The organism is Desulfobulbus propionicus DSM 2032, from assembly GCF_000186885.1.
GTDB classification, from domain to species: Bacteria; Desulfobacterota; Desulfobulbia; order Desulfobulbales; family Desulfobulbaceae; genus Desulfobulbus; species Desulfobulbus propionicus.
Window position 1 is genome coordinate 2,063,986 of the sequence record NC_014972.1, and the last position, 18,989, is coordinate 2,082,974.

An 18,989-nucleotide genomic window follows, 5' to 3' on the forward strand; every position below is an offset into this window, starting at 1 on the left:
CACTTACTGATCATACCAACCCCCTACCCCCACAAGGAGGTGCAGCATGGCATTCATACGATTTGCAGATCGGCCGGCCTTTCGCAATCCCTGGGCCGAATTTGAACGGATCCGCCAAGGGCTTGATGAACTCTCGCGCTCCTACGCCGACAAAGGTAAAGGGCAAGCCCGGGCCAATGTCTATCCGGCACTTAATATTTACGAAGAAAGCGACCGGCTGATCGTGACCGCAGAACTGCCCGGGGTCAAGGTCCACGATCTGGAACTGTCTGTCGAAGGTGAAACCCTGACCATTCAAGGCAAACGGGACAGCCGCCAAAACGACCCTGGCATCTCCTACCACCGCCGCGAGATTGAATCGGGCAGCTTCAGCCGCGCCATTGCCCTGCCGGTAAAAATCGATACCGAGCAGGTGGGCGCAAAACTCAGCAACGGCATCCTGACCATCACCCTGATGAAGGCCTCCGAGGTCAAACCCCGTCAGATCAAAGTTACCGCCGAATAGAGGAGGCAAGCGCATGACAGAACAGGAATTGAAGATCCAGGAGAAAAAAGCGGCCCAGCATGACGGTGAAACCACCAAGAGCGAAACCTATTTTGCCCCGCACGTCGACATCTTCGAAACCGACAAGGAGGTGACCGTCATCGCCGACGTGCCCGGTGTCACCAGCGAGGGACTCGATCTCTCCCTCGAAGACAACGTACTCACCATTCAGGGCCACCGCCTGCCGCCGCCTCATCATGGACGGCTCATCCTGGAGGAGTATGAGTGCGGCCACTATCTGCGGCGGTTCACCGTGGCGGAAACCATCGACCAAAACAACATCGAGGCGTCTCTCGTTGACGGTGTGCTCAGGGTGCGTCTCCCCAAGGCCGGCCCAGCGCAACCGAGAAAGATCGAGGTCAACATAGGTTGAGCGCGGCCTCTTGCCGATGGATCGGGGATACGCCCCTACTGGAATTCACCGCTTCGGCTTTGGCCGCAACTCGGGACAGGCGGAATTGGAATATTCAACCAGTTCCGCCACCAGCGAACCGACCACGATTTTGGAATGAATTTCCACCGGGACCCGGCAGCGATCATCGGTCAGCCAGAGAATGGTGTCGCCGCTTTTTTCGTACAACCCCTTGAACCGCATCTTGGGCTGGACCTTGAGCGTGTCCCGTTCACCGAACAGGGTGGGTCGTTTTTCCCGTTCCGTGGCCGAAACCCGTACTTCATGACGTTTTTTGTCGGCAAAGGTGGGTACGACTATGTTGCCTTCTCCTTTGAAAGCCAAGGCCCTGGTGATGATGAACGAGGCAAACTCGTTATACACCGTGCCGTCTAAACGAAAGGTCTGTTGCGGCTCCTTGTTTTTCCGATATCGGACCTCAAGCTTCTGCTGATCGTACAAGGTCAGCCGGGTAGTCTCCCTGCCATACCCTTCTTTTTGCTCCACTTCATACCGATAGGGCAATTTCATCGGCCCGCCGACAAAACAGCGGAACGTATCATTCACCGGATAGATCAATGAAAGCGGTCCATAGTCCTTGACATGCGCTGAAATGACAAACTGCTGATTCTTTGTCTGATTCGGACGGATCCGCATGGAGATATCACCGATTTTCACCCCGCCACTCCAGGAGACCGAATAATGCAGGGTTTCGTCGCCCGAAAAAATAACGGCGAGCGTGGCCATATCCACCTGGTCAGGTTGGAGTTCGACCGTTTGTTGCGCCTCCGCAGCGATATTGGCGGTGAACAACCAGAGGCCAAGGAAAAACGTCGAGATGGTCCGCAGGGTCAGCATGTCAGGAAGCGGTGGCCAACGCCAGCCAGGTGGCACAGAAGAGCGTCAGGGAAATCAGGCCGTTCATGGAGAAAAAGGACTGACGGATGCGGGACAGGTCTTTGGGCGTGACAATGATATGCTGATAGAACAGGGCAGCGGCGGTGATAGCCAATCCGCCGTAATACCAGAGGTTGAGCTCCGCCTGCAGACCGGTGAGGGTGAAAAGGCAAAAAGCCAGCACATGGAACAACACGGCCACGCGAAAACCGTTGCGGCGGCCAAAGATGGCCGGCATCGAATATAATCCGGCCTCGCGGTCGAAATCGGCGTCGAGGCAGGCGTAGATGCAATCGAAACCGGCCACCCAGAACAGAACACCGAGCGACAGTATCCAGGGGTATCCTTCCAGGCTGGCGGACACGGCCACCCAGCCGCCGAGCGGCGAAAAGGCCAGAGCCACCCCGAGCACCACATGGCAGAGCCAGGTGAATCGCTTGGTCAGCGAATAGAAAAGTGTCAATCCCAACGCAAAGGGAGCGATCTTGAGCGCCAGGGGGTTGAGCATGAAACAGGCGAAAAAAAACAGCGCGCTGGCCAACACGACCATGCCCCAGGATTCCAGCAGGGTGACCTGGCCGGCAGGCAGGGCCCTTTGGGCGGTGCGCGGATTGGCGGCGTCAAACCGGCGGTCGACAATGCGGTTGAAGCCCATGGCACTGGTTCGCGCGCCCACCATGGCCAGGATCACCCACCAGAAGACGGCCGCGTCGGGGACTCCCCGGCCAGCGAGAAAAGCGCCCATGAGGGCAAAGGGCATGGCGAAGACAGTGTGCTTGAATTTGATCATCTCAAGCAGGACGGCAATTTTGTTCCACATGGTCAGATTCCCTGCCAACGGCTCATGGTTGCGGCCGGCACAGCGATCCCGAGAAGATCGCACAGACGGGCGGCATAGTTGCGGGCCATTTCGTCCATATCCTTGGGATGGGTATAAAAAGAGGGCATGGGCGGACAGAGGATGGCGCCAGCATCGTGCGCCGCCAGCATATTGGTCAGATGGGTCCGATTGAGCGGGGTTTCCCGCACGGCCAGCAGCAGGGGGCGCCGCTCCTTGAGGGTGACATCGGCGGCGCGGTGCACCAAATTGCCACAGTAGCCGCCGGCAATGGCGGCCAAGCTGCCGACCGTGCACGGCAGGACCACCATGGCATCGTAGAGGGCCGAACCCGAGGCTGGTGGGGCCGCAAAATCATCCGACGCAAACCAGCGGGAAACCAGCGGCAACTGCTCCGGCGTCCATCCCAGTTCAAAACGCAACACCTTGCGGCCCGATTCCGAGATGATGCCATGCACCTCGACCTGTTGCTCCGCCAGCAGTTGCAGAAGTGCCGGTACATAGAGCATGCCGGAGGCGCCGGTGATGGCGAGAATAAGACGCCGACAGCCTGCCATCAGTCCTTGACCCCGATGTAGATGGACACGATGCCAAAAGTCAGCGGGATGCGCGACACGGTGGCGAATCCCGCTTCACGCATCATGGCCAGCAGTTGGTCCGGTTCGTAGAAGGCGGCAATCGAGGAAGCCAGATACTGATACGCTTCCTTGTCGCCGGAAATCATCCCGGCGATCGCCGGCAGGATGCGATTGAGGTAAAAGGTGTAGATCGGCTTGATGATCGGATTGGTCGGTCGGGAAAATTCAAGAATCAATAGTTTGCCGGAAGGCCTGAGAACGCGGTGCATCTCCCGCAACCCCTGCAAGGTCCGAGACAGGTTGCGCACCCCGAAGGCCACGGTGCAACCCCAGAAGGCATCAGAAGGCGCAGGGATGAGTTCGCCATCGCCGCAAACCGGAAAGATGCGGGGGGTACGGTCATCATTGGGCAGGGCCTTGGCTCCGGCGCGCAACATGTCCTCGCAAAAATCAACGGCCAGGACCTTGCGTTGGGCCGCCTGGCGGGTGAGCTCCAGGGACAGGGGCAGGGTCCCGGCGCACAGGTCAAGCACCCATCCCTGGGGAAACTGCCTCAGCAGACGGGTGGTCCGCCAGCGCCAGTAACGGTCGATTTGCAGGGAAAGCAGCGAGTTGAGCAAATCGTAGCGATGGCTGATCGAAGAGAATTTTTCCCGGACAAATTGTTTCTTTTCGTCGGGAAGGGTCATCTTTTCCATGCACTTTCCTTGATAACGAGCGGAGAAAGGGTGCTCATTGTCGTTATCTGAATATTTTGAGCGGCAGAGCGCCGGCCGGTGCCTCGCCCCGGTCAATCAGGTATTGAAAAAACCGCTCGAGGGCCTGGATCTTGATTGGCGTCAGGTCGTGTTCAATGCCCATGAGATAACGGGAGCAGGTTTCGCAATCCATGGGGATCCGTCGTGCTACCCGATCGCAGATCTCGGCCATGCGCAAGGCGCCCTGTTGGCGGCAGTCTACCAGGGCCTGGCGGACTTGCCGGGCCTCTTCGGCCTGATCGGCAAGAAAAGCCTCACGAACCGCGCAAACGCTGAAAACAAAAGGCAGCCCGGTGGTTTTAAACCAGATCTCACCGAGATCCAACTGCACGGGATAGCGTTGTTCGGCGTTGAGGCGAAGGGCGTCGTCGCCAATCGCAAGCACGGCGTTGGCCGCGCCCTCCTTGGTCTGCTCGTTGTACGCATCTCCCACCGTGTAGCGAGGCCGAACGCGGTAAAATTCTTCCAGAATGATCTTGACCAGACGGATCGAGGTGTCCGATTGCCGGGTAAGCAGCACCCGCTGGCCGTCCAGCGATTCCGGCGGCAGCTCGGAAAACAGGAAAACGCTGCCCACCGGCCCGGTGGCGCTGATCGAGAGATCGGCCAAAATCTGGTACCGTTCCGGCCGGGCGGCATAGGCATAGGAAGAGACAAATCCCATGTCGATCCCCTCCTCGGCCAGCAGCACGTTCAAGCGACTCGGCTGCTCCTCGATCACTTGCCAGTGGGTTGGAAAAGACCGTTCCTTCCAAATCTCATAGATGGGAGCAACGTTGATGTAGTTGACCATGCCGATACGCGCCATGTTCCGTGCCTCACTCATTGATCCGTGCCAGGCGGATGGCAGGGCCGGCACTCACTAAATATCGACAGACCTGCAACGCCTCGGTTGCCGGCCCAGGCAGCTGTACGGCCAGCAGATCGGCCTCCTTGCCCGAGTCCAGTGTGCCAAGAAGATCTCCCAGACTAAGGGCTTCGGCCCCACCCCGGGTGGCCATGGCGAAAACAATCGTCGGGTCGACGTCCATGAAATTGGCCGCCAGGAGAGCCATCTCCCGCCACAGGGAAACCTCCGGGTTACTGGCCAAGCTGTCCGTGCCCAAGGCCGGCAAAATCCCTCTGTCCAGATACTGGCGCAACGGAGCGGTGCCCACGCCAAGGAATTGGTTGCTGCCTGGACAGAGGCAAACCTTGGCCCCTTCTCCTGCCAGGATATCGATCTCCTCGCCGGAGACATGCACCCCGTGGATACAGAGCGTATGCTCATCGATCAAACCAAGATCGTACAGGTATTCAACCGTGCCGCCTCTGCCCCTGGGGACAAAGGTGCCGTCCCAGAACCCGCGTTCACGAATGAAGTCCACCATCTCTCCCCTGCCTTCACGGAGCATCTCGCCTTCCGCGGCGGGCTCGGCGGCATGGATGGGAAAAATCTGGCCGTGCGAGGTTGCTCGTGCCTTGAGGGCCTGCAAAAGACGCGGATGGGTGGAGTACGGCGCATGGCCCGAACACAAGACTTCCTCCGGCTCGCTCCCCAGCCGCTGCAAGTTCTTCTCCAGGGTCCGCTCGGCCATACCCAGGTATTCCTTGAACGGCAACAAACGACCGGGAAAGCTGTCGGCCATCTCACGGCCAAGGGCGGTGTTGCCGATATCGGCAAGGACACTGACCCCGCTGCGATACTGCTGCTCGGCTGTTTGGGCGGCGGCGTGCTGGGCCTGTTCGCCGGTGGCGCCCAATCGGTCACGGCACTGCAGCAACCGACTGATCCAGCCGGTAAAACTTGCCGGTCGGGACTCGCTCAACTCGAGCAGATGCGACAATTCAAGATGGATATGGGCATTGATCAGGGCTGGTGTCAGGGCACTGGCGGGATGATCGACGATCTCGGCATGAGGATACAGTTGACGCAACCGGGGCAACGCCTCGACCGCGATGATTTTTCCCCCGGAAACACCGACACCACCATCGGCAATCATCGGCCGACTGACCGGAACCACCCAGGGCGCGCTGTGGATGCGGATCGGTGCGGCACCCATCTAGCAAACCGGGGTATAATCCATCAACCGCTGCTGCGGCTCAAAGCCGGCATCGCGGACCAATCGCCTAATCTCCTCTTCTGAAAGGCGAAAATGGACGCCGGCCGCGGCCACCACATTTTCCTCGATCATGGTCGAGCCGAAGTCGTTGGCGCCAAAAAAGAGGGAAAGCTGGGCGATCTTCGGTCCTTGCGTTACCCAAGAGGCTTGAATGTTGGCGATATTGTCGAGGAAGATACGGCTCAAGGCTAGCATGCGCAGATAGCTGACCGCAGTGGTCTTCTCGATGCGGCGGGCCGCAGCCAATGGAGTGTGGTCGGGTTGAAAGGGCCAGGGAATGAAGGCGGTGAACCCACCGGTGCGGTCCTGGAGGTCGCGGACCCGCTGCAGGTGCTCCAGCCGCTCTTCCATGGTTTCGATGTGGCCGAACATCATGGTGGCCGTGGTTCGCAAGCCCTGGCGATGCGCTTGTTCCATGATCCCGATCCACTGGTCGGCGCTGCATTTTTTGGGCGCCAACTCCTGCCTGACCCGGTCGCACAGAATCTCGGCGCCGCCGCCGGGGATGGAATCAAGACCGGCAGCGATCAACCGCTCAAGGACCGTGGCGATTGGCAACCCGGACAGTTGGGCGAAATGGTGGATCTCGGGGGGGGAAAAACCGTGGACATGGATGCCGGTGGTTTTGATGAACCGCAGCATTTCCTCGTAAAACTCCAGCGGCTTGTCCGGATGCAATCCGCCCTGCAATAAAATTTGCGTGCCGCCGAGAGCCTGGGTCTCGTGTATCTTGTCAGCCAATTGCTCTCGCGTCAGCACCTCGCCGTGCGGGTCGTCCGGAGCCTTGAAAAAGGCACAGAACTTACAGGCCGAGATACAGACGTCGGTATAGTTGATATTGCGGTCAATCACATAGGTGACCACCGGCCGCGGATGGAGTCGGCGGCGCACACCATCGGCGAGCATGCCGAGCTGGTGCAGGTCAGCGTCACGCGTCAAACGGAGGAATGCCTCCCCTTCGATACGCTCCCCGGCTTCTATCTTGGCAATGAGGTTCCGCATGGCGCTCAGAAGGTGGCAAGAACGTTATAGAGTGTGTCGCGCTGCACCGGTTGGCGACCGGCCTCGTGGATCAGCCGGATCAGGGTTTTGTGCCCCAGAGCCTGTTCGGTTTCCGCCCCGGCCATGTGGGTGATCACTTCTTCCTTGACCGTGCCGTCCATGTCGTCGGCGCCAAAGGCAAGGGCCACTTGAGCCAGCTTGGGACCGACCATCACCCAATAGGCTTTGATGTGCGGAAAGTTGTCGAGCATCAGCCGACTGACCGCGATATTTTTCAGATCGTTGATGCCGCTGGTATTGGAATGCTCGGCCATCTCAGTGTTTTTTGGATGAAAGGCCAAGGGAATGAAGGCAAGGAAACCACCGGTTTCATCCTGGGTGTGACGCAGGGCATCAAGATGTTCCAGTCGTTCATCGATGGACTCGATATGGCCATACAGCATAGTGGCATTGGTGCGCAGTCCCAACCGGTGAGCGGTCCGCGCCACCTCAAGCCACCCTTCCCCGGAAAGCTTTCTCTCGCAGGTCAGGCGGCGGATACGCGGGCTGAACACTTCAGCCCCGCCGCCGGGCATTGACCCAAGGCCGGCCGCCATCAGCTCCTCAAGGGTCGTATCGACCGGTTTGCCGGCCAGCTGAGCCAGGTGGTGGATCTCCACACAGGTGAAAGCCTGGATGTGTACCTCGGGGCGAACGTCCTTGATACCGCGCAACAAATCGAGATAATAGGAAAAAGGCAGATCGGGATGAATGCCGCCAACCACATGGATCTCGGTGATCGGTTCATCGAGCCGCTGCCGGACCTTCTCCTTGACCTCCTCGATGCTCATCTCATAGGCAAGGGCATGCCCCTTTTCCTTGCCAAAGGCGCAGAATTTACAGAGATTGGTGCAAATATTGGAATAGTTGATGTGCTGGTTGTAGATGAAAAACGCCTGATTGCCGTTTTTCCGCTCGCGGACGATATTGGCCAAATACCCCACGGCCAGGATGTTGGGATGCTGATACAGTTGGCGCCCATCATCCAGGGAAAGCCGCTCTCCATTGCGAACCTTGGTGAGAATGCCGCCCAGACCAGCCTGTTCAATATATGCATCCATATTCTACCAACTTCCTCCGAAAGAAAAAAAGAAGCCCCTTCAACAACAAGGGGCTTGGATTCGTGGGGTGAAAAAACGATATCAATCGAGGAAAAAGCGCAATTTTTCCCGACGGCTCGAATGGCGCAGGCGATTGAGGGCCTTCTTCTCGATCTGACGGATGCGTTCCCGCGACACATTAAACCGTTTGCCGATCTCTTCCAGGGTGTATTCGGCCTTTTCGCCGATCCCAAAGCGCAGACGGATAATTTTTTCCTCCCGATCGGTCAAGGTCGACAGCACCTCCGTCACCCGGTGGGCCAATTCCCGGTTCTGAACCGCATCGTAGGGTGATTCGGATTCCTGATTCTCGAGGAAATCACCCAAGGTAGAATCGTCGTCCCCCACGGGCGTCTCCAGGGAGATCGGTTCACGCGAAGCCTCGAGGATGGCCAGGATCTTGTCCATCGGCAGATCGGTCATTTTGGAAATTTCCACCGGGGTCGGCTCGCGTCCCAGCTCCTTGAGTAGGGAGTAAAAAGCCTTGAAAAACTGACTACGCAGCTCGAGAAAATGCACCGGCAGGCGGATGGTCCGGGTCTTGTCGAGGATGGCGCGGGTAATGGCCTGCCGAATCCACCACGAGGCATAGGTGGAAAATTTATTGCCTTTTTTGTAGTCAAAACGGAAAACCGCCCGCATCAGACCGAGATTGCCTTCTTGGATGAGGTCGGCCAAGGTCAACCCCTGGTGCATGTATCGCTTGGCAATGGACACCACCAGCCGTAAATTGGCACGGATCATCGAGTCCTTGGCAAACTCGATCGACCGGTTGTAGGCCTCGATCTTGGTCGACAACTCGAACAACTCCCGTTTGTCGGGATAGTTGCGGTTGGCAATGCTGACGCAATGCCGCATGTAGTTCAACTGCTGTTTTTTGGGTTTGAGGGTCGGATCACGGCGCTGCCAGAGATCGATCCGATCGACCAGCATTTTGATTTCCGCCACTCCGGACGCATCCTGACGGATAGCCTCGATGATGGCGTCAAACCCTTCGCGGATGGTTTTGGAATACTTCGCCTCCTCCTCGGGGGTGAGCAGGTCGAACTGGCCCATCTCCCTCAGATAGGTGGTGGTGGTTTCCTCGGATTCATGTTCTTCGCTGTCCGGCAAGGTATCGGAAGCGTTGTCTTCCTCACCGCTTTTCTTTCCGGTCCATTCTTCGCCGGACAGTGTCTTTCTCTTTCCCGATTCTTCCTGGGTGACGATCTCAATATTATTTTCCCCAAGAAAATCGAACAATTCTTCAATAGCTCCCGGATCTTTTACCTGCTCGGGGAGCAATTCGTTCAAGTGTTGAAATGTGATGCAGCCCTCATCTTTTCCGGCTTCAAGAAGGTCATTTTTTATACCTGCGAGCACCTGCCTTCTCCTTTAGTCTGTGCATGAACGCACGAAATAAATTTTTTGGGCAAAAAAGAATAGTATAGTTTAAACCATCCAAAAGAAAATGCAATCAGAGAGTGTTTTCCATGTAAAAAAAGCGTATAAAGAAAACGCGTTAAAAGGAACGATCCATGAAAAGGCATCTGGCATTTCATTCCGACGGGAATAAACCATAATGAACAATGGTACATCGATAAACATTCTCCGGCAAAGATCAAGCGGAATTTTATTGCCGATTTTTTCCTTGCCCAGCCCCCAAGGAATCGGCGACCTGGGCACGTCGTCACGAAATTATATCGATTTTTTAAAAAACAGCGAGCAGCGCTGCTGGCAGTTGCTTCCCGTCGGACCGACCAGCCCGGTTTTCGGCAATTCGCCCTACATGAGCAATTCGGCTTTTGCCGGCAATCCGCTGTTCATCGCCACCGAAGAGCTGGTTGAGCAAGGCCTGCTGTTGCGTGAGGAAATCCCCTGTTGCTCTTTTTCAGAATACCAGGTCGACTATCAATTAATTGCCGAATATAAACAGGGCATTTTCAAACTTGCCTGGAAACGCTTTGCCGCAACCCCCCGCCTTGTACGACGCCTTGAGCAGTTTACCCATCAGCATCCCTGGGTGGCAAACCATGGGCTGTTCATGGCACTCAAGGAAACGTTTCGGCAGCGCCCCTGGTACGAATGGCCACTCGCACTGCGACAACGGGAACCGGCCGCATTAAACCAAATGGGCCAAGAGCTCGCCGCCCCAATCGCCTACCATATTTTCCTCCAATATCTGTTTTTCAGTCAGTGGCAACAGCTTCGCGCCTATGCCAACCGGCAGGGAATTCAGCTCATCGGCGATTTGCCGATTTATGTTGCCTTGGACAGTGTCGATGTCTGGGCCCACCAATCGATCTTTCAAATGGATCGTGCCCAATGCCGTCCCACCCATGTGGCCGGGGTGCCGCCGGATTATTTCAGCGCCACCGGCCAGCGCTGGGGCAATCCGCTCTATTGCTGGGACACATCCACCCCGCAGGTGCGCGACCAGCTGTGGAACTGGTGGGAAGAACGGCTGCGGCTCAACTTTACCCTGGTTGACACCCTGCGAATCGATCACTTCCGTGGCTTTGAATCCTATTGGGCGGTTCCGGCCGAGGAAGAGACCGCGCTCCATGGGTGCTGGCAGCCTGGACCGGGCTTGCCATTTTTTGCAGAAATGACAAAACGTCTGGGGAGCATGAGCATTATTGCCGAAGATCTCGGGGTGATCACGCCCGAGGTTGACGTACTGCGCCGCAGTCTCGGTTATCCTGGGATGAAAATTCTGCTCTTTGCCTTTGACGGCGATCCATGCAACAGCTATCTTCCCTATAACAGTGAAAAAGAAAGCGTCATGTACACCGGTACCCACGACAACGACACCGCCGTGGGCTGGTACCTCAGCCCTGACGTTGCCCCGGAGGCCAAGCGACGGGCCAAGCGCTTTGCCAACCGCCAGGACGACCAGGCAGGTTCCTTTCACCAGGAACTGATTCACCTCGCCCTCTCCTCGCCCTCAAATCTGGTGATACTGCCGTTGCAGGACGTGCTTGGGTTCGGCAATGACTGCCGGATGAACACTCCGGGAACAACGGAGAACAACTGGCGTTGGCGTTGTGCAGAGCGATTCATCAACAATGATGTGGCGGGCTGGCTTTCGGATCTCACCCACCTGTTCGGCCGCGTGCCCCCAACCGATCAATCCTGCCAACCCATTTGAACAACAAGGCGGCATCAACGGACCGCACAGGCACCCCGCTCAGCTATAGATCAACACCAACGCATCACGGTTGAACGAAATTCTCAGACGTCCGCCGTGGGTGCGGCCATACACCTCCCACCCCGGTTCGCCCCTGATCTCGCATTGTATCCCGTGGGGAGAATGGAGATTGTTCCGCGCATCGCTCCAGGCAATCAGGACGGCCTCCTCATTTTCTTTTCCGGCAATTTCCTGACCGATGCGCTGCGCCAGTGAAAAATCCACGTCAATGCCATCGATGTGAAGCGCAATGCGCTGTACACCTACGACCATTTTTCCCTCGCTTTCGTTTTTAAATGATAATCGTTCTTCTTGTTTGCCTAAGCGCCGTCCCTTCGAGTATACTTGAACAAATTGCATGGTGCATGCATCAATTTGGGAGACTTCGGTCACCCGCAACCCATCACCAAGGAGGACTGCCGTGAACAAAAAAATGTTGCCACTGCTCCCGCTCTGCCTGATGCTCGGCTTGCTTGCCAGCGGCTGCGCGGGACCCAAGAATGCCGAGGTCGCCGAGACGCCCGCTGTCCAGCAGGAGATGCAAAAAAATGAACCACTGATGTATGAGGGCGAGATCGCCGGCGTTTCGGAACGGGCCAAAACCGTCTCCATCACGGTGGGCAAGGGAGAGCAGGCCAAGGTGATGATGGTCAAGTTTGACGACAAGACCAAAGGTGTCAATCAGGCCGCGAAGGGACGCGCCGTGCAAATCACCTATGAAATGCGTGACAAGGATGCCTACGCCACCGACATTCAGTTGAAACTGGCCAAATTGCCCGCCGGGACCACTGAAATCAAAACACCTGAACTGCAACAATTGATCGACGAAAAAAAGCCATTTTTTCTGGTGGATTCCCGTCCGACGATTCGTTACGATCAGTCGCACCTGCCCGAGGCGCATTCCATCCCTGTACCCTTGCTGGAAAAGAAAGGCGCTGCAGTCTTACCAAAAGACAAAGACATGCCCATAGTTTTCTATTGCGGAGGGCCCACCTGAGGCATGTCCACTGCCTCCGCCGGTCTGGCGAAGAAATTGGGTTACAACAATGTCCGCGTTTATCTTGATGGCGAACCGGCCTGGTCCAAGGCCAATCTGCCCACCTATTCCACGACTGAGTTCATCAAGCATGGCAATGTGGTCCTGATTGACATCCGGCCGACCAACAAGGCCATCGCTGGGCGCATCAAGGGTGCCTACAGCGTCCCCTACGATATGCTCGAAGACAGGCTCGATGATGTTCCTCGCAACGCCCCCATCGTGCTCTATGGCGACAAAGAAGTATTGCAGGCAATGAGCGACGTGCGCGAAGAAGGGTTCAATTTTGTTTCCTTGGTCAAAGGCGGCTACCAAGGATGGGTCAAAGCGGGCGGCGAAATTGAAAAGGGGCCGATCTTCAACACCGAGATCAAATGGGTGAGGAAACTTGGCAAGGGAGAGGTTTCAGTGGCCGATTTCCGCAAGGCTGCGTCCGGCGAAGACAAGAACGCGATCATCGTCGACGCCCGCACCAAGGAAGAGGTGGCCGAACTGGGCATATTCAAGAATACAATCAATATCCCGCTGGACGAGATCCCCGCACGGATGAACGAACTTCCCAAGGACAAAAAGATTTATGTGCACTGCTCCACCGGTGCCCGTGCTGACATGGCTTATAACGAACTGGTCAAACACGGTTTTGACGTGAAGTTCCTCCTGCTCAATATCAAGGACGCTGAATGCGACTGTGAGATCATCAGGCCTTGAGATCGGAAACGATTGCAGGCGAATAATCTCCTCCGCGCACACATTTGGGGGGCCGTTCATACGTAAGCGGCCCCCCATATCACTTATTGCCCAGCGATCATTACTCGATGTTCTTCAACTGATCAAGCAACTCGGCCATGAGGGAGAGCTTCTCCTGGGCAACGGCCAAGGATCCCTGGCGAGCGTCGGTCTCCATGGTCATCGCCAGCTGCCGAATCCCTTCAATGCCCAAACTGGCCGCAGCCCCCTTGAGGCTGTGCGCTGCCCGTACAACTTCTTCGGCATCACCAGCGCCCACCGCCCGCCGCAACTGTTCCAAGTCAGAGGCGGAAGAATCCTTGAACAATAGCAACAGTTCTTCCAGCAACTCCTCATCACCCGCAGTTTGTTCCAAGGCGAATGCTTTATTCCAGTGCAAATCAGCCATACATGCCTCCGGCTTTTTGTTTATGAATTGAGCAGAATCGACGCGACCCGGGATCGAACCGTGGCAAAGGCAAGTTTGCCTTCACGCAGGCAGGTGAGCGTGGCCCCGTGCAGCCCCACCAATGTCGAGCCACTGCCGCCCGGGGTGTGGCCACCGTCGAGAATCAGATCAACCTCAGTATCGAAAATTCGTTCCACCTCGTCGGCCGTGACTGCGGCGGGAGACCCGGAACGATTGGCGCTGGTGGCAGTGATCGGACCGCCAAAGACGTCAATCAAACGGTTGGCTGTTTCGTTGGGGGAGTGACGAATGCCGACGGTTCCGGTGTTGCCGGTCAAGCGATTGGGCACCGAGGAACGGGCCGGGTAGACAAGTGTCAGCGGTCCTGGCCAGAATGCCTCGATCAAGCAGTTGTAGATCGCCGGTATCTCCTCGACCAGCCGGCGCACCTGTTCGTGCGAGGAAACCAATACCAGAATGGGCAGTTCCCTTGCCCGGCGCTTGATTTGAAAGAGACGTTCAAGCGCCTTTTGATTGAACGGATCGACGGCCAAGCCGTAATAGGTCTCGGTCGGAAAGGCGACCACTCCCCCGGATAGCAAGACGGCGGCGGCCCGATCAAGGTTTTCCGGGGTAACGGCAAGCGGTGGGTTCACACGCCCAAGGCCTTGTTCTTGGCGGCTACCTGCTCAGCCATCTCGCGCACATGCTGCTCAAGTTTGGCATGCAGAGACGCATCCTCAAGAGCCAAGATCCGCACCGCCAGCACTGCGGCGTTCTTTGCTCCGGCTTTGCCGATTCCCATGGTGGCGACCGGAATGCCCGGAGGCATCTGCACCGTGGACAGCAATGCATCAAGGCCGTTGAGCGAGGAAGCATCGAGCGGTACCCCGATGACCGGCAAGTTGGTGTGAGCGGCAAGAACACCTGCCAGATGGGCGGCCATGCCCGCACCAGCGATGATAATTTTCAAGCCACGTTCTCGGGCGGTTCTGGCATAGGTCGACGCCTGCTCCGGAGTGCGATGAGCCGAGTTGACGCTCAGCTCAAACTCGACACCCATCGAGGCGAGAAAGTCGGCGGCGGCTCGCATCACCGGCAGATCGGAATCACTGCCCATCACGATGCCCACCAGCGGCCGTTTGTTCAACCGCGCCAGGGCCCGATGCCCGATATCGCGGCGAAAATAGCACCCCTCCCACTTGATCAGATCAACCGCTTGGTAGGCCCGGTCCAACGCCTCTTTGATCGTTGCGCCGATGGCCGTGACGCCAAGCACCCTGCCGCCGCTGGTAATGACCTGCCGTCCTTTGGTGGCTGTTCCGGCATGAAAGACTTCGACCCCCCCAACCTTGGCGGCCTGCGCCAACCCGGCGATGGTTTTGCCGGTTACATACTTCCCTGGATATCCCTCAGAGGCCATGACCACACAGACGGTCGGCCGAGGATCGATATCGAGCTGGATCCGATCAAGGGTACCATCGATGCAGCCATTGATGATCTCCACCAGGTCATTGTTCAGCCGCATCAGCAGGGGCTGGCATTCCGGATCGCCGAAACGGCAGTTGAATTCGAGCACGTTGATCCGGTCGCCATCAATCATCAGTCCGGCATACAGCATTCCCTTGTACGGTCGTCCTTCAGACGCCATGCCGCGTATCGTTGGCAGCATTATTTCCTCCATCACCCGCGTGGTCAGGGCGTCCGTCATCACCGGAGCCGGAGAATAGGCGCCCATGCCGCCGGTATTGGGCCCCAGATCGCCTTCAAAGATCGCTTTGTGATCCTGGGACGAGGGCAACGGCAAAACGGTGGTGCCATCGGTAAAGGCGATGAAAGACGCTTCCTCGCCCTGGAGAAATTCCTCGACAACCACCTGGTTGCCGGCCGCGCCAAAGGCTTTGTCCTTCATGATCAGGTCAATGGCCTGCTCTGCCTCGGCGATGGTCTGCACAATGATGACGCCCTTGCCGGCCGCTAAACCGTCGGCCTTGATCACGCAGGGCATGTCCATTGTTTTGAGAAATTTTTTGGCCGCGCCCCTCTTGGTGAATGCACCGTATCGAGCTGTGGGAATGCGGTATTTCGCACAAAAATCTTTGGTGAACACCTTGCTTCCTTCGAGAATCGCTCCCTTGCTATTCGGGCCGAAAATCCGCAAGCCGTTCTCCTCAAAAAGATCAACAATTCCTTTTGCCAGAGGCTCTTCAGGACCGACAATGGTCAGGTCGATCCGCTCCTTGACGGCAAAATCCAGCAACCCAGCAAGATCACCGGCGGCGATGTCCACACACTCGGCGATGGCCTTGATGCCGGCGTTCCCGGGCGCACAAACAACCGCTTTAACCGTTTTCGACTGCTTCAGTTTCCAAACGAGCGCATGTTCCCGGCCGCCGCTACCGATCACCAAAACCTTCATGCAACACTCCTCCCTCCGAATTGTTTGATTGGGCACCCATCGATCTTAATGGCGCTCTTTCTAATAAATTATTTCTGTTCTCGTCCAGCAAAATCATCCGGATTTCATGTATGTCTTCTCTGTCACCGCACCGGAAAACCGCCATTTTTCTTGACATGACGCCATAGGGGCTGGTAACATTCCCGGAATGAGGACTCATTCATTTTTTACAGCAATTGCCTGTTTAATCATAATAAATGAAATCACCAGACAAGCATCGTAAGATTATACGTGCTGCCACCAAGGTGTTTGCCAAAAAAGGTTTTTTTAATGCCAGGATTTCCGACATTGCGAAAGAAGCCAAGGTGGCGGACGGTACTATCTATTTATATTTCAACAATAAATTCGACATTCTCCTCTCGGTTTTCGAACAGGAAATCGGCAAATTGATCGACCAGGTCAGCCTGTTGCTGAAGAAAGAGGATAATCCGAAGATAAAGCTCGAGATCTTCATCACCAACCATTTGGAAGAGATGAAGAAAAATCGCTATCTTGCCGAAGTCATTCACATTGAATTGCGGCAGACGAGCAAGCTTATTCGCGAATACCGCAAGAATACCTTCAATGAATATCTCGCCATAATCGCTTCGATCATCGAGCAAGGTCAGGAAGCCGGGGTATTTCGCAAAGAAATCGAACCTGAAATAGCCCGACAAATGGTTTTTGGTGCGCTCGATGAAATTTCTCGATGCTGGCACATAGGCAATGACTGCCCCTTCACCACCGAGGAGGTGAGCCAGCAAATCACCTCCATTTTACAAGTCGGGATTCTGGCGCCGAACAATTGAACATTCGTTCGGCGTCGAGTTTAGTCCTTTTCCGCCCACGATTCTTTCGTTGTTTTTCTCTTCCAACCGGGCAGCGATCCACCGCAGTTGGACAAACGCGTCTGATTCGTTTTTGCCTTCAAGATGAGGCTTTTTCTTGAGCGGGCAAACGGCAGTGTCGTTTGCCCGCTCAAGAATCGGTGGGCACGTCAAAAAAGCGCGTGCCCACCCTATGGATAGATGGCAACTTGAAGGCAAATTGGGCTTATTTGATAGAGGAAGCGGTGATGTCGATGACTTCAAATTCCCGCATTCCCCCAGGTGTTTTTGTCACCACCTCGTCGCCGATCTCCTTGCCGAGAAGAGCTTGCCCCAGCGGCGAAAGCACGGAAATGGAACCTTTCTTGACATCCGCCTCCTCCGGGCCCAAGAGTTGATACGTTACCTCCACTTCGGTTGTCAAATCCATCAGGGTAACAACGGTGCCGAACACCGCCCGATTGGTGGAGACCTTGGAGCAATCGATGACTTCCGCCCGCCCCAGTTTGTCCTTCAGCTCCAGGATTCTCCCCTCAACTAGGCTCTGTCGCTCCTTGGCGGCGTGGTATTCGGCGTTTTCACTTAAATCGCCATGTGCCCGTGCTACCTCGATTGCCTTGACAATTTCAGGCCGCTCCACCCGTTCAAGCCGCTCCAGCTCTTCACGAAGCTGCCGATTCCCTGTCAAGGACATCGGGATACGTACAACCATGTCAACTCCTCCTGATGTTAGTTAGCGTTATTCAATGCAATCGTGTGCATTTAAATAGGAGAAAGCGTTGAGTCTGCTGTACTCAACGCTTTCATGTTTTGGTACCATTAGTTTTGATGCCACTCCCGGCGAGCCTGTCGGCGTGGCGCAGGGACAGAGAGCACCCTCTCCCCTACTCCGGGTGATTAGCCACCATGATAAAACCGCTTGATGGTCTCGACCACATAGGCCAGTTGATCGTGATGGAGTTCCGGAAAGATAGGCAAGGCCAGGGAGTTGGCCGCGGCCTGCTCCGCCACCGGAAACGATTGCGCCTTGAAAGTTTTGGATCGCAGACACTCCTGCTGATGCAAACAAAGCGGATAATAGATTTCGCAGCCGATGGAGTGCTCTTGCAGGAATTGGCGCAAGGCATCCCGCTGCGGCACATGGATGACAAATTGGTTGTAGATGTGGTGGTTATGCTGTTCTGCCCCCGCCTTCCGCAGATACACCTCTGTTGGTAGCGTGACCGGGGCACCAATCAGTCCGGCATCCTCAAAGAGTTGCCGATAGCTGGCGGCGTTCCGCCTGCGGCCGGCGTGCCAATTTTCCAGATAATCCAACTTGATGGATAAAACAGCGGCCTGGATGGGATCGAGCCGAAAATTGCCGCCCACCCGGGAATGGTAGTATTTCGGTTCCGCGCCATGGTTGCGGTTAGATTTGAGGATATCGGCAAAAGCCTTGTCCGAGGTGGTGATCATCCCGCCATCGCCGATCCCCCCCAAATTCTTGCTGGGGAAAAAGGAAAAACAGCCGCACAAGCCCATGCTGCCGGCACGGCGCCAAGTGACGGCGCCATTTTCCTCAAAGGGAAATTCCGCGCCTATGGCCTGAGCGGCATCCTCGATCACCGGCACCTCGTACGTTCGGGATAGGTCCATGATTCGTTGCATATCGGCGCACTGGCCGTAGAGATGCACAGGAATCATGGCCTTGATTCGACTGCCCGCTTTGCGGTCTGCCTCCAGGGCCTCGGCCGCCCGTTGCGGATCCATGTTGAGGCTGTCGGGTTCAACATCGACAAAAACGGGCTGAGCACCGACCCGAAGCACCGTGCCCATGGTGGCAAAAAAGGTATAGGGAGTGGTCAGCACAAGATCGCCAGGACCTATATCCAGGGACATCAACGAGGCCAGCAAGGCGTCCGTCCCCGAGGATACGCCTACACCGTAGGCAGCCTCTGAGTAGCGGGCAATTTTTTCCTCGAGTTCGTTCACCTCTTTTCCGAGAATATAGCCGGTGGAATCAATGACCCGGGTAACAGCCTCCAGGATTTGAGGACGTAAGGACGCCAACTGCGGTTTCAAATCAAGCAAAGGTACATTCATTGGAAGAACTAAGAATAAAAGGAATTGGGGGATGATGTTGAAAAAGAACGA

Annotated in this window: 21 protein-coding genes; 6 read left to right on the forward strand and 15 right to left on the reverse strand. The window is 56.3% G+C overall.

Going from position 1 to position 18,989, the window contains the following annotated elements; genetic code table 11:
- Positions 1-46: 46 nt before the first annotated feature.
- Positions 47-505 (forward strand): Hsp20/alpha crystallin family protein, encoded by a 459-nt coding sequence (locus DESPR_RS08935; RefSeq protein ID WP_015724482.1) that lies wholly within the window; start codon positions 47-49, stop codon positions 503-505.
- A gap of 13 nt (positions 506-518) precedes the next feature.
- Positions 519-917 (forward strand): Hsp20/alpha crystallin family protein, encoded by a 399-nt coding sequence (locus DESPR_RS08940; RefSeq protein WP_015724483.1) that lies wholly within the window; start codon positions 519-521, stop codon positions 915-917.
- A gap of 45 nt (positions 918-962) precedes the next feature.
- Here the strand turns inward: DESPR_RS08940 and DESPR_RS08945 are convergent, their stop codons facing one another.
- From DESPR_RS08945 to DESPR_RS08985, 9 genes are all read right to left on the reverse strand, one after another.
- Positions 963-1,793, reverse strand: a complete 831-nt coding sequence (locus DESPR_RS08945) for a DUF3108 domain-containing protein (protein ID WP_015724484.1) — start codon at positions 1,791-1,793, stop codon at positions 963-965.
- A 1-nt stretch (position 1,794) separates the two neighbouring features.
- Complete coding sequence (locus DESPR_RS08950) at positions 1,795-2,652, reverse strand: UbiA-like polyprenyltransferase (RefSeq protein ID WP_015724485.1); 858 nt, start codon at positions 2,650-2,652, stop codon at positions 1,795-1,797.
- A gap of 2 nt (positions 2,653-2,654) precedes the next feature.
- Positions 2,655-3,227, reverse strand: coding sequence for a UbiX family flavin prenyltransferase (locus DESPR_RS08955; RefSeq protein WP_015724486.1), 573 nt, complete (start codon positions 3,225-3,227; stop codon positions 2,655-2,657).
- A complete protein-coding gene (locus DESPR_RS08960) occupies positions 3,227-3,946 on the reverse strand; it encodes a ubiquinone/menaquinone biosynthesis methyltransferase (RefSeq protein ID WP_015724487.1) in 720 nt (239 codons plus the stop codon). The genes DESPR_RS08955 and DESPR_RS08960 overlap by 1 nt, the downstream gene beginning before the upstream one ends.
- A 43-nt stretch (positions 3,947-3,989) precedes the next feature.
- On the reverse strand, positions 3,990-4,832 hold the full coding sequence (locus DESPR_RS08965) for a menaquinone biosynthesis protein (RefSeq protein ID WP_169701576.1): 843 nt from the start codon (positions 4,830-4,832) through the stop codon (positions 3,990-3,992).
- On the reverse strand, positions 4,825-6,048 hold the full coding sequence (locus DESPR_RS08970; RefSeq protein ID WP_015724489.1) for an amidohydrolase family protein: 1,224 nt from the start codon (positions 6,046-6,048) through the stop codon (positions 4,825-4,827). Before DESPR_RS08970 ends, DESPR_RS08965 begins: the two co-directional genes overlap by 8 nt.
- Positions 6,049-7,110, reverse strand: a complete 1,062-nt coding sequence (gene mqnC / locus DESPR_RS08975; protein ID WP_015724490.1) for a cyclic dehypoxanthinyl futalosine synthase — start codon at positions 7,108-7,110, stop codon at positions 6,049-6,051.
- Positions 7,111-7,115: 5 nt separating this feature from the next.
- The gene (gene mqnE / locus DESPR_RS08980) at positions 7,116-8,210 is read right to left on the reverse strand and encodes an aminofutalosine synthase MqnE (protein WP_015724491.1); all 1,095 of its coding nucleotides are present in this window, start codon (positions 8,208-8,210) and stop codon (positions 7,116-7,118) included.
- Positions 8,211-8,291: 81 nt separating this feature from the next.
- Complete coding sequence (locus tag DESPR_RS08985; RefSeq protein WP_015724492.1) at positions 8,292-9,611, reverse strand: sigma-70 family RNA polymerase sigma factor; 1,320 nt, start codon at positions 9,609-9,611, stop codon at positions 8,292-8,294.
- A 199-nt stretch (positions 9,612-9,810) separates the two neighbouring features.
- On the opposite strand from DESPR_RS08985, the gene malQ reads away from it, so the two are divergent.
- Positions 9,811-11,379, forward strand: coding sequence for a 4-alpha-glucanotransferase (gene malQ / locus DESPR_RS08990; RefSeq protein ID WP_015724493.1), 1,569 nt, complete (start codon positions 9,811-9,813; stop codon positions 11,377-11,379).
- 39 nt (positions 11,380-11,418) lie between these two features.
- Here malQ and DESPR_RS08995 read toward each other — a convergent pair whose 3' ends face one another.
- On the reverse strand, positions 11,419-11,811 hold the full coding sequence (locus DESPR_RS08995) for an AF1514 family protein (protein WP_245529414.1): 393 nt from the start codon (positions 11,809-11,811) through the stop codon (positions 11,419-11,421).
- A gap of 28 nt (positions 11,812-11,839) precedes the next feature.
- Between DESPR_RS08995 and DESPR_RS09000 the strand changes: the two genes are divergently transcribed.
- Positions 11,840-12,415: a rhodanese-like domain-containing protein gene (locus tag DESPR_RS09000; RefSeq protein ID WP_015724495.1), complete on the forward strand. Its 576-nt coding sequence runs from the start codon at positions 11,840-11,842 to the stop codon at positions 12,413-12,415.
- Positions 12,416-12,418: 3 nt separating this feature from the next.
- Entirely contained in the window at positions 12,419-13,162 is a 744-nt protein-coding gene (locus DESPR_RS09005) for a rhodanese-like domain-containing protein (protein WP_015724496.1), read from the forward strand.
- Between the two features lie 100 nt (positions 13,163-13,262).
- Here DESPR_RS09005 and DESPR_RS09010 read toward each other — a convergent pair whose 3' ends face one another.
- Genes DESPR_RS09010 through purD form a run of 3 tightly spaced genes read right to left on the reverse strand, consistent with a single transcriptional unit; the run spans position 13,263 to position 16,008 of the window.
- Entirely contained in the window at positions 13,263-13,589 is a 327-nt protein-coding gene (locus tag DESPR_RS09010; protein ID WP_015724497.1) for an Hpt domain-containing protein, read from the reverse strand.
- Between the two features lie 20 nt (positions 13,590-13,609).
- Positions 13,610-14,245: an L-threonylcarbamoyladenylate synthase gene (locus tag DESPR_RS09015; protein ID WP_015724498.1), complete on the reverse strand. Its 636-nt coding sequence runs from the start codon at positions 14,243-14,245 to the stop codon at positions 13,610-13,612.
- Positions 14,242-16,008, reverse strand: a complete 1,767-nt coding sequence (purD, locus tag DESPR_RS09020) for a phosphoribosylamine--glycine ligase (protein ID WP_015724499.1) — start codon at positions 16,006-16,008, stop codon at positions 14,242-14,244. Before purD ends, DESPR_RS09015 begins: the two co-directional genes overlap by 4 nt.
- Before the next feature lie 236 nt (positions 16,009-16,244).
- Here purD and DESPR_RS09025 point away from each other — a divergent pair, with 236 nt between their 5' ends.
- Positions 16,245-16,835, forward strand: coding sequence for a TetR/AcrR family transcriptional regulator (locus DESPR_RS09025; RefSeq protein WP_015724500.1), 591 nt, complete (start codon positions 16,245-16,247; stop codon positions 16,833-16,835).
- Positions 16,836-17,079: 244 nt separating this feature from the next.
- Here DESPR_RS09025 and greA read toward each other — a convergent pair whose 3' ends face one another.
- Positions 17,080-17,565: a transcription elongation factor GreA gene (gene greA, locus DESPR_RS09030; protein WP_015724501.1), complete on the reverse strand. Its 486-nt coding sequence runs from the start codon at positions 17,563-17,565 to the stop codon at positions 17,080-17,082.
- A 185-nt stretch (positions 17,566-17,750) separates the two neighbouring features.
- Positions 17,751-18,938, reverse strand: a complete 1,188-nt coding sequence (locus DESPR_RS09035; RefSeq protein WP_015724502.1) for a DegT/DnrJ/EryC1/StrS family aminotransferase — start codon at positions 18,936-18,938, stop codon at positions 17,751-17,753.
- Positions 18,939-18,989 lie beyond the last annotated feature (51 nt).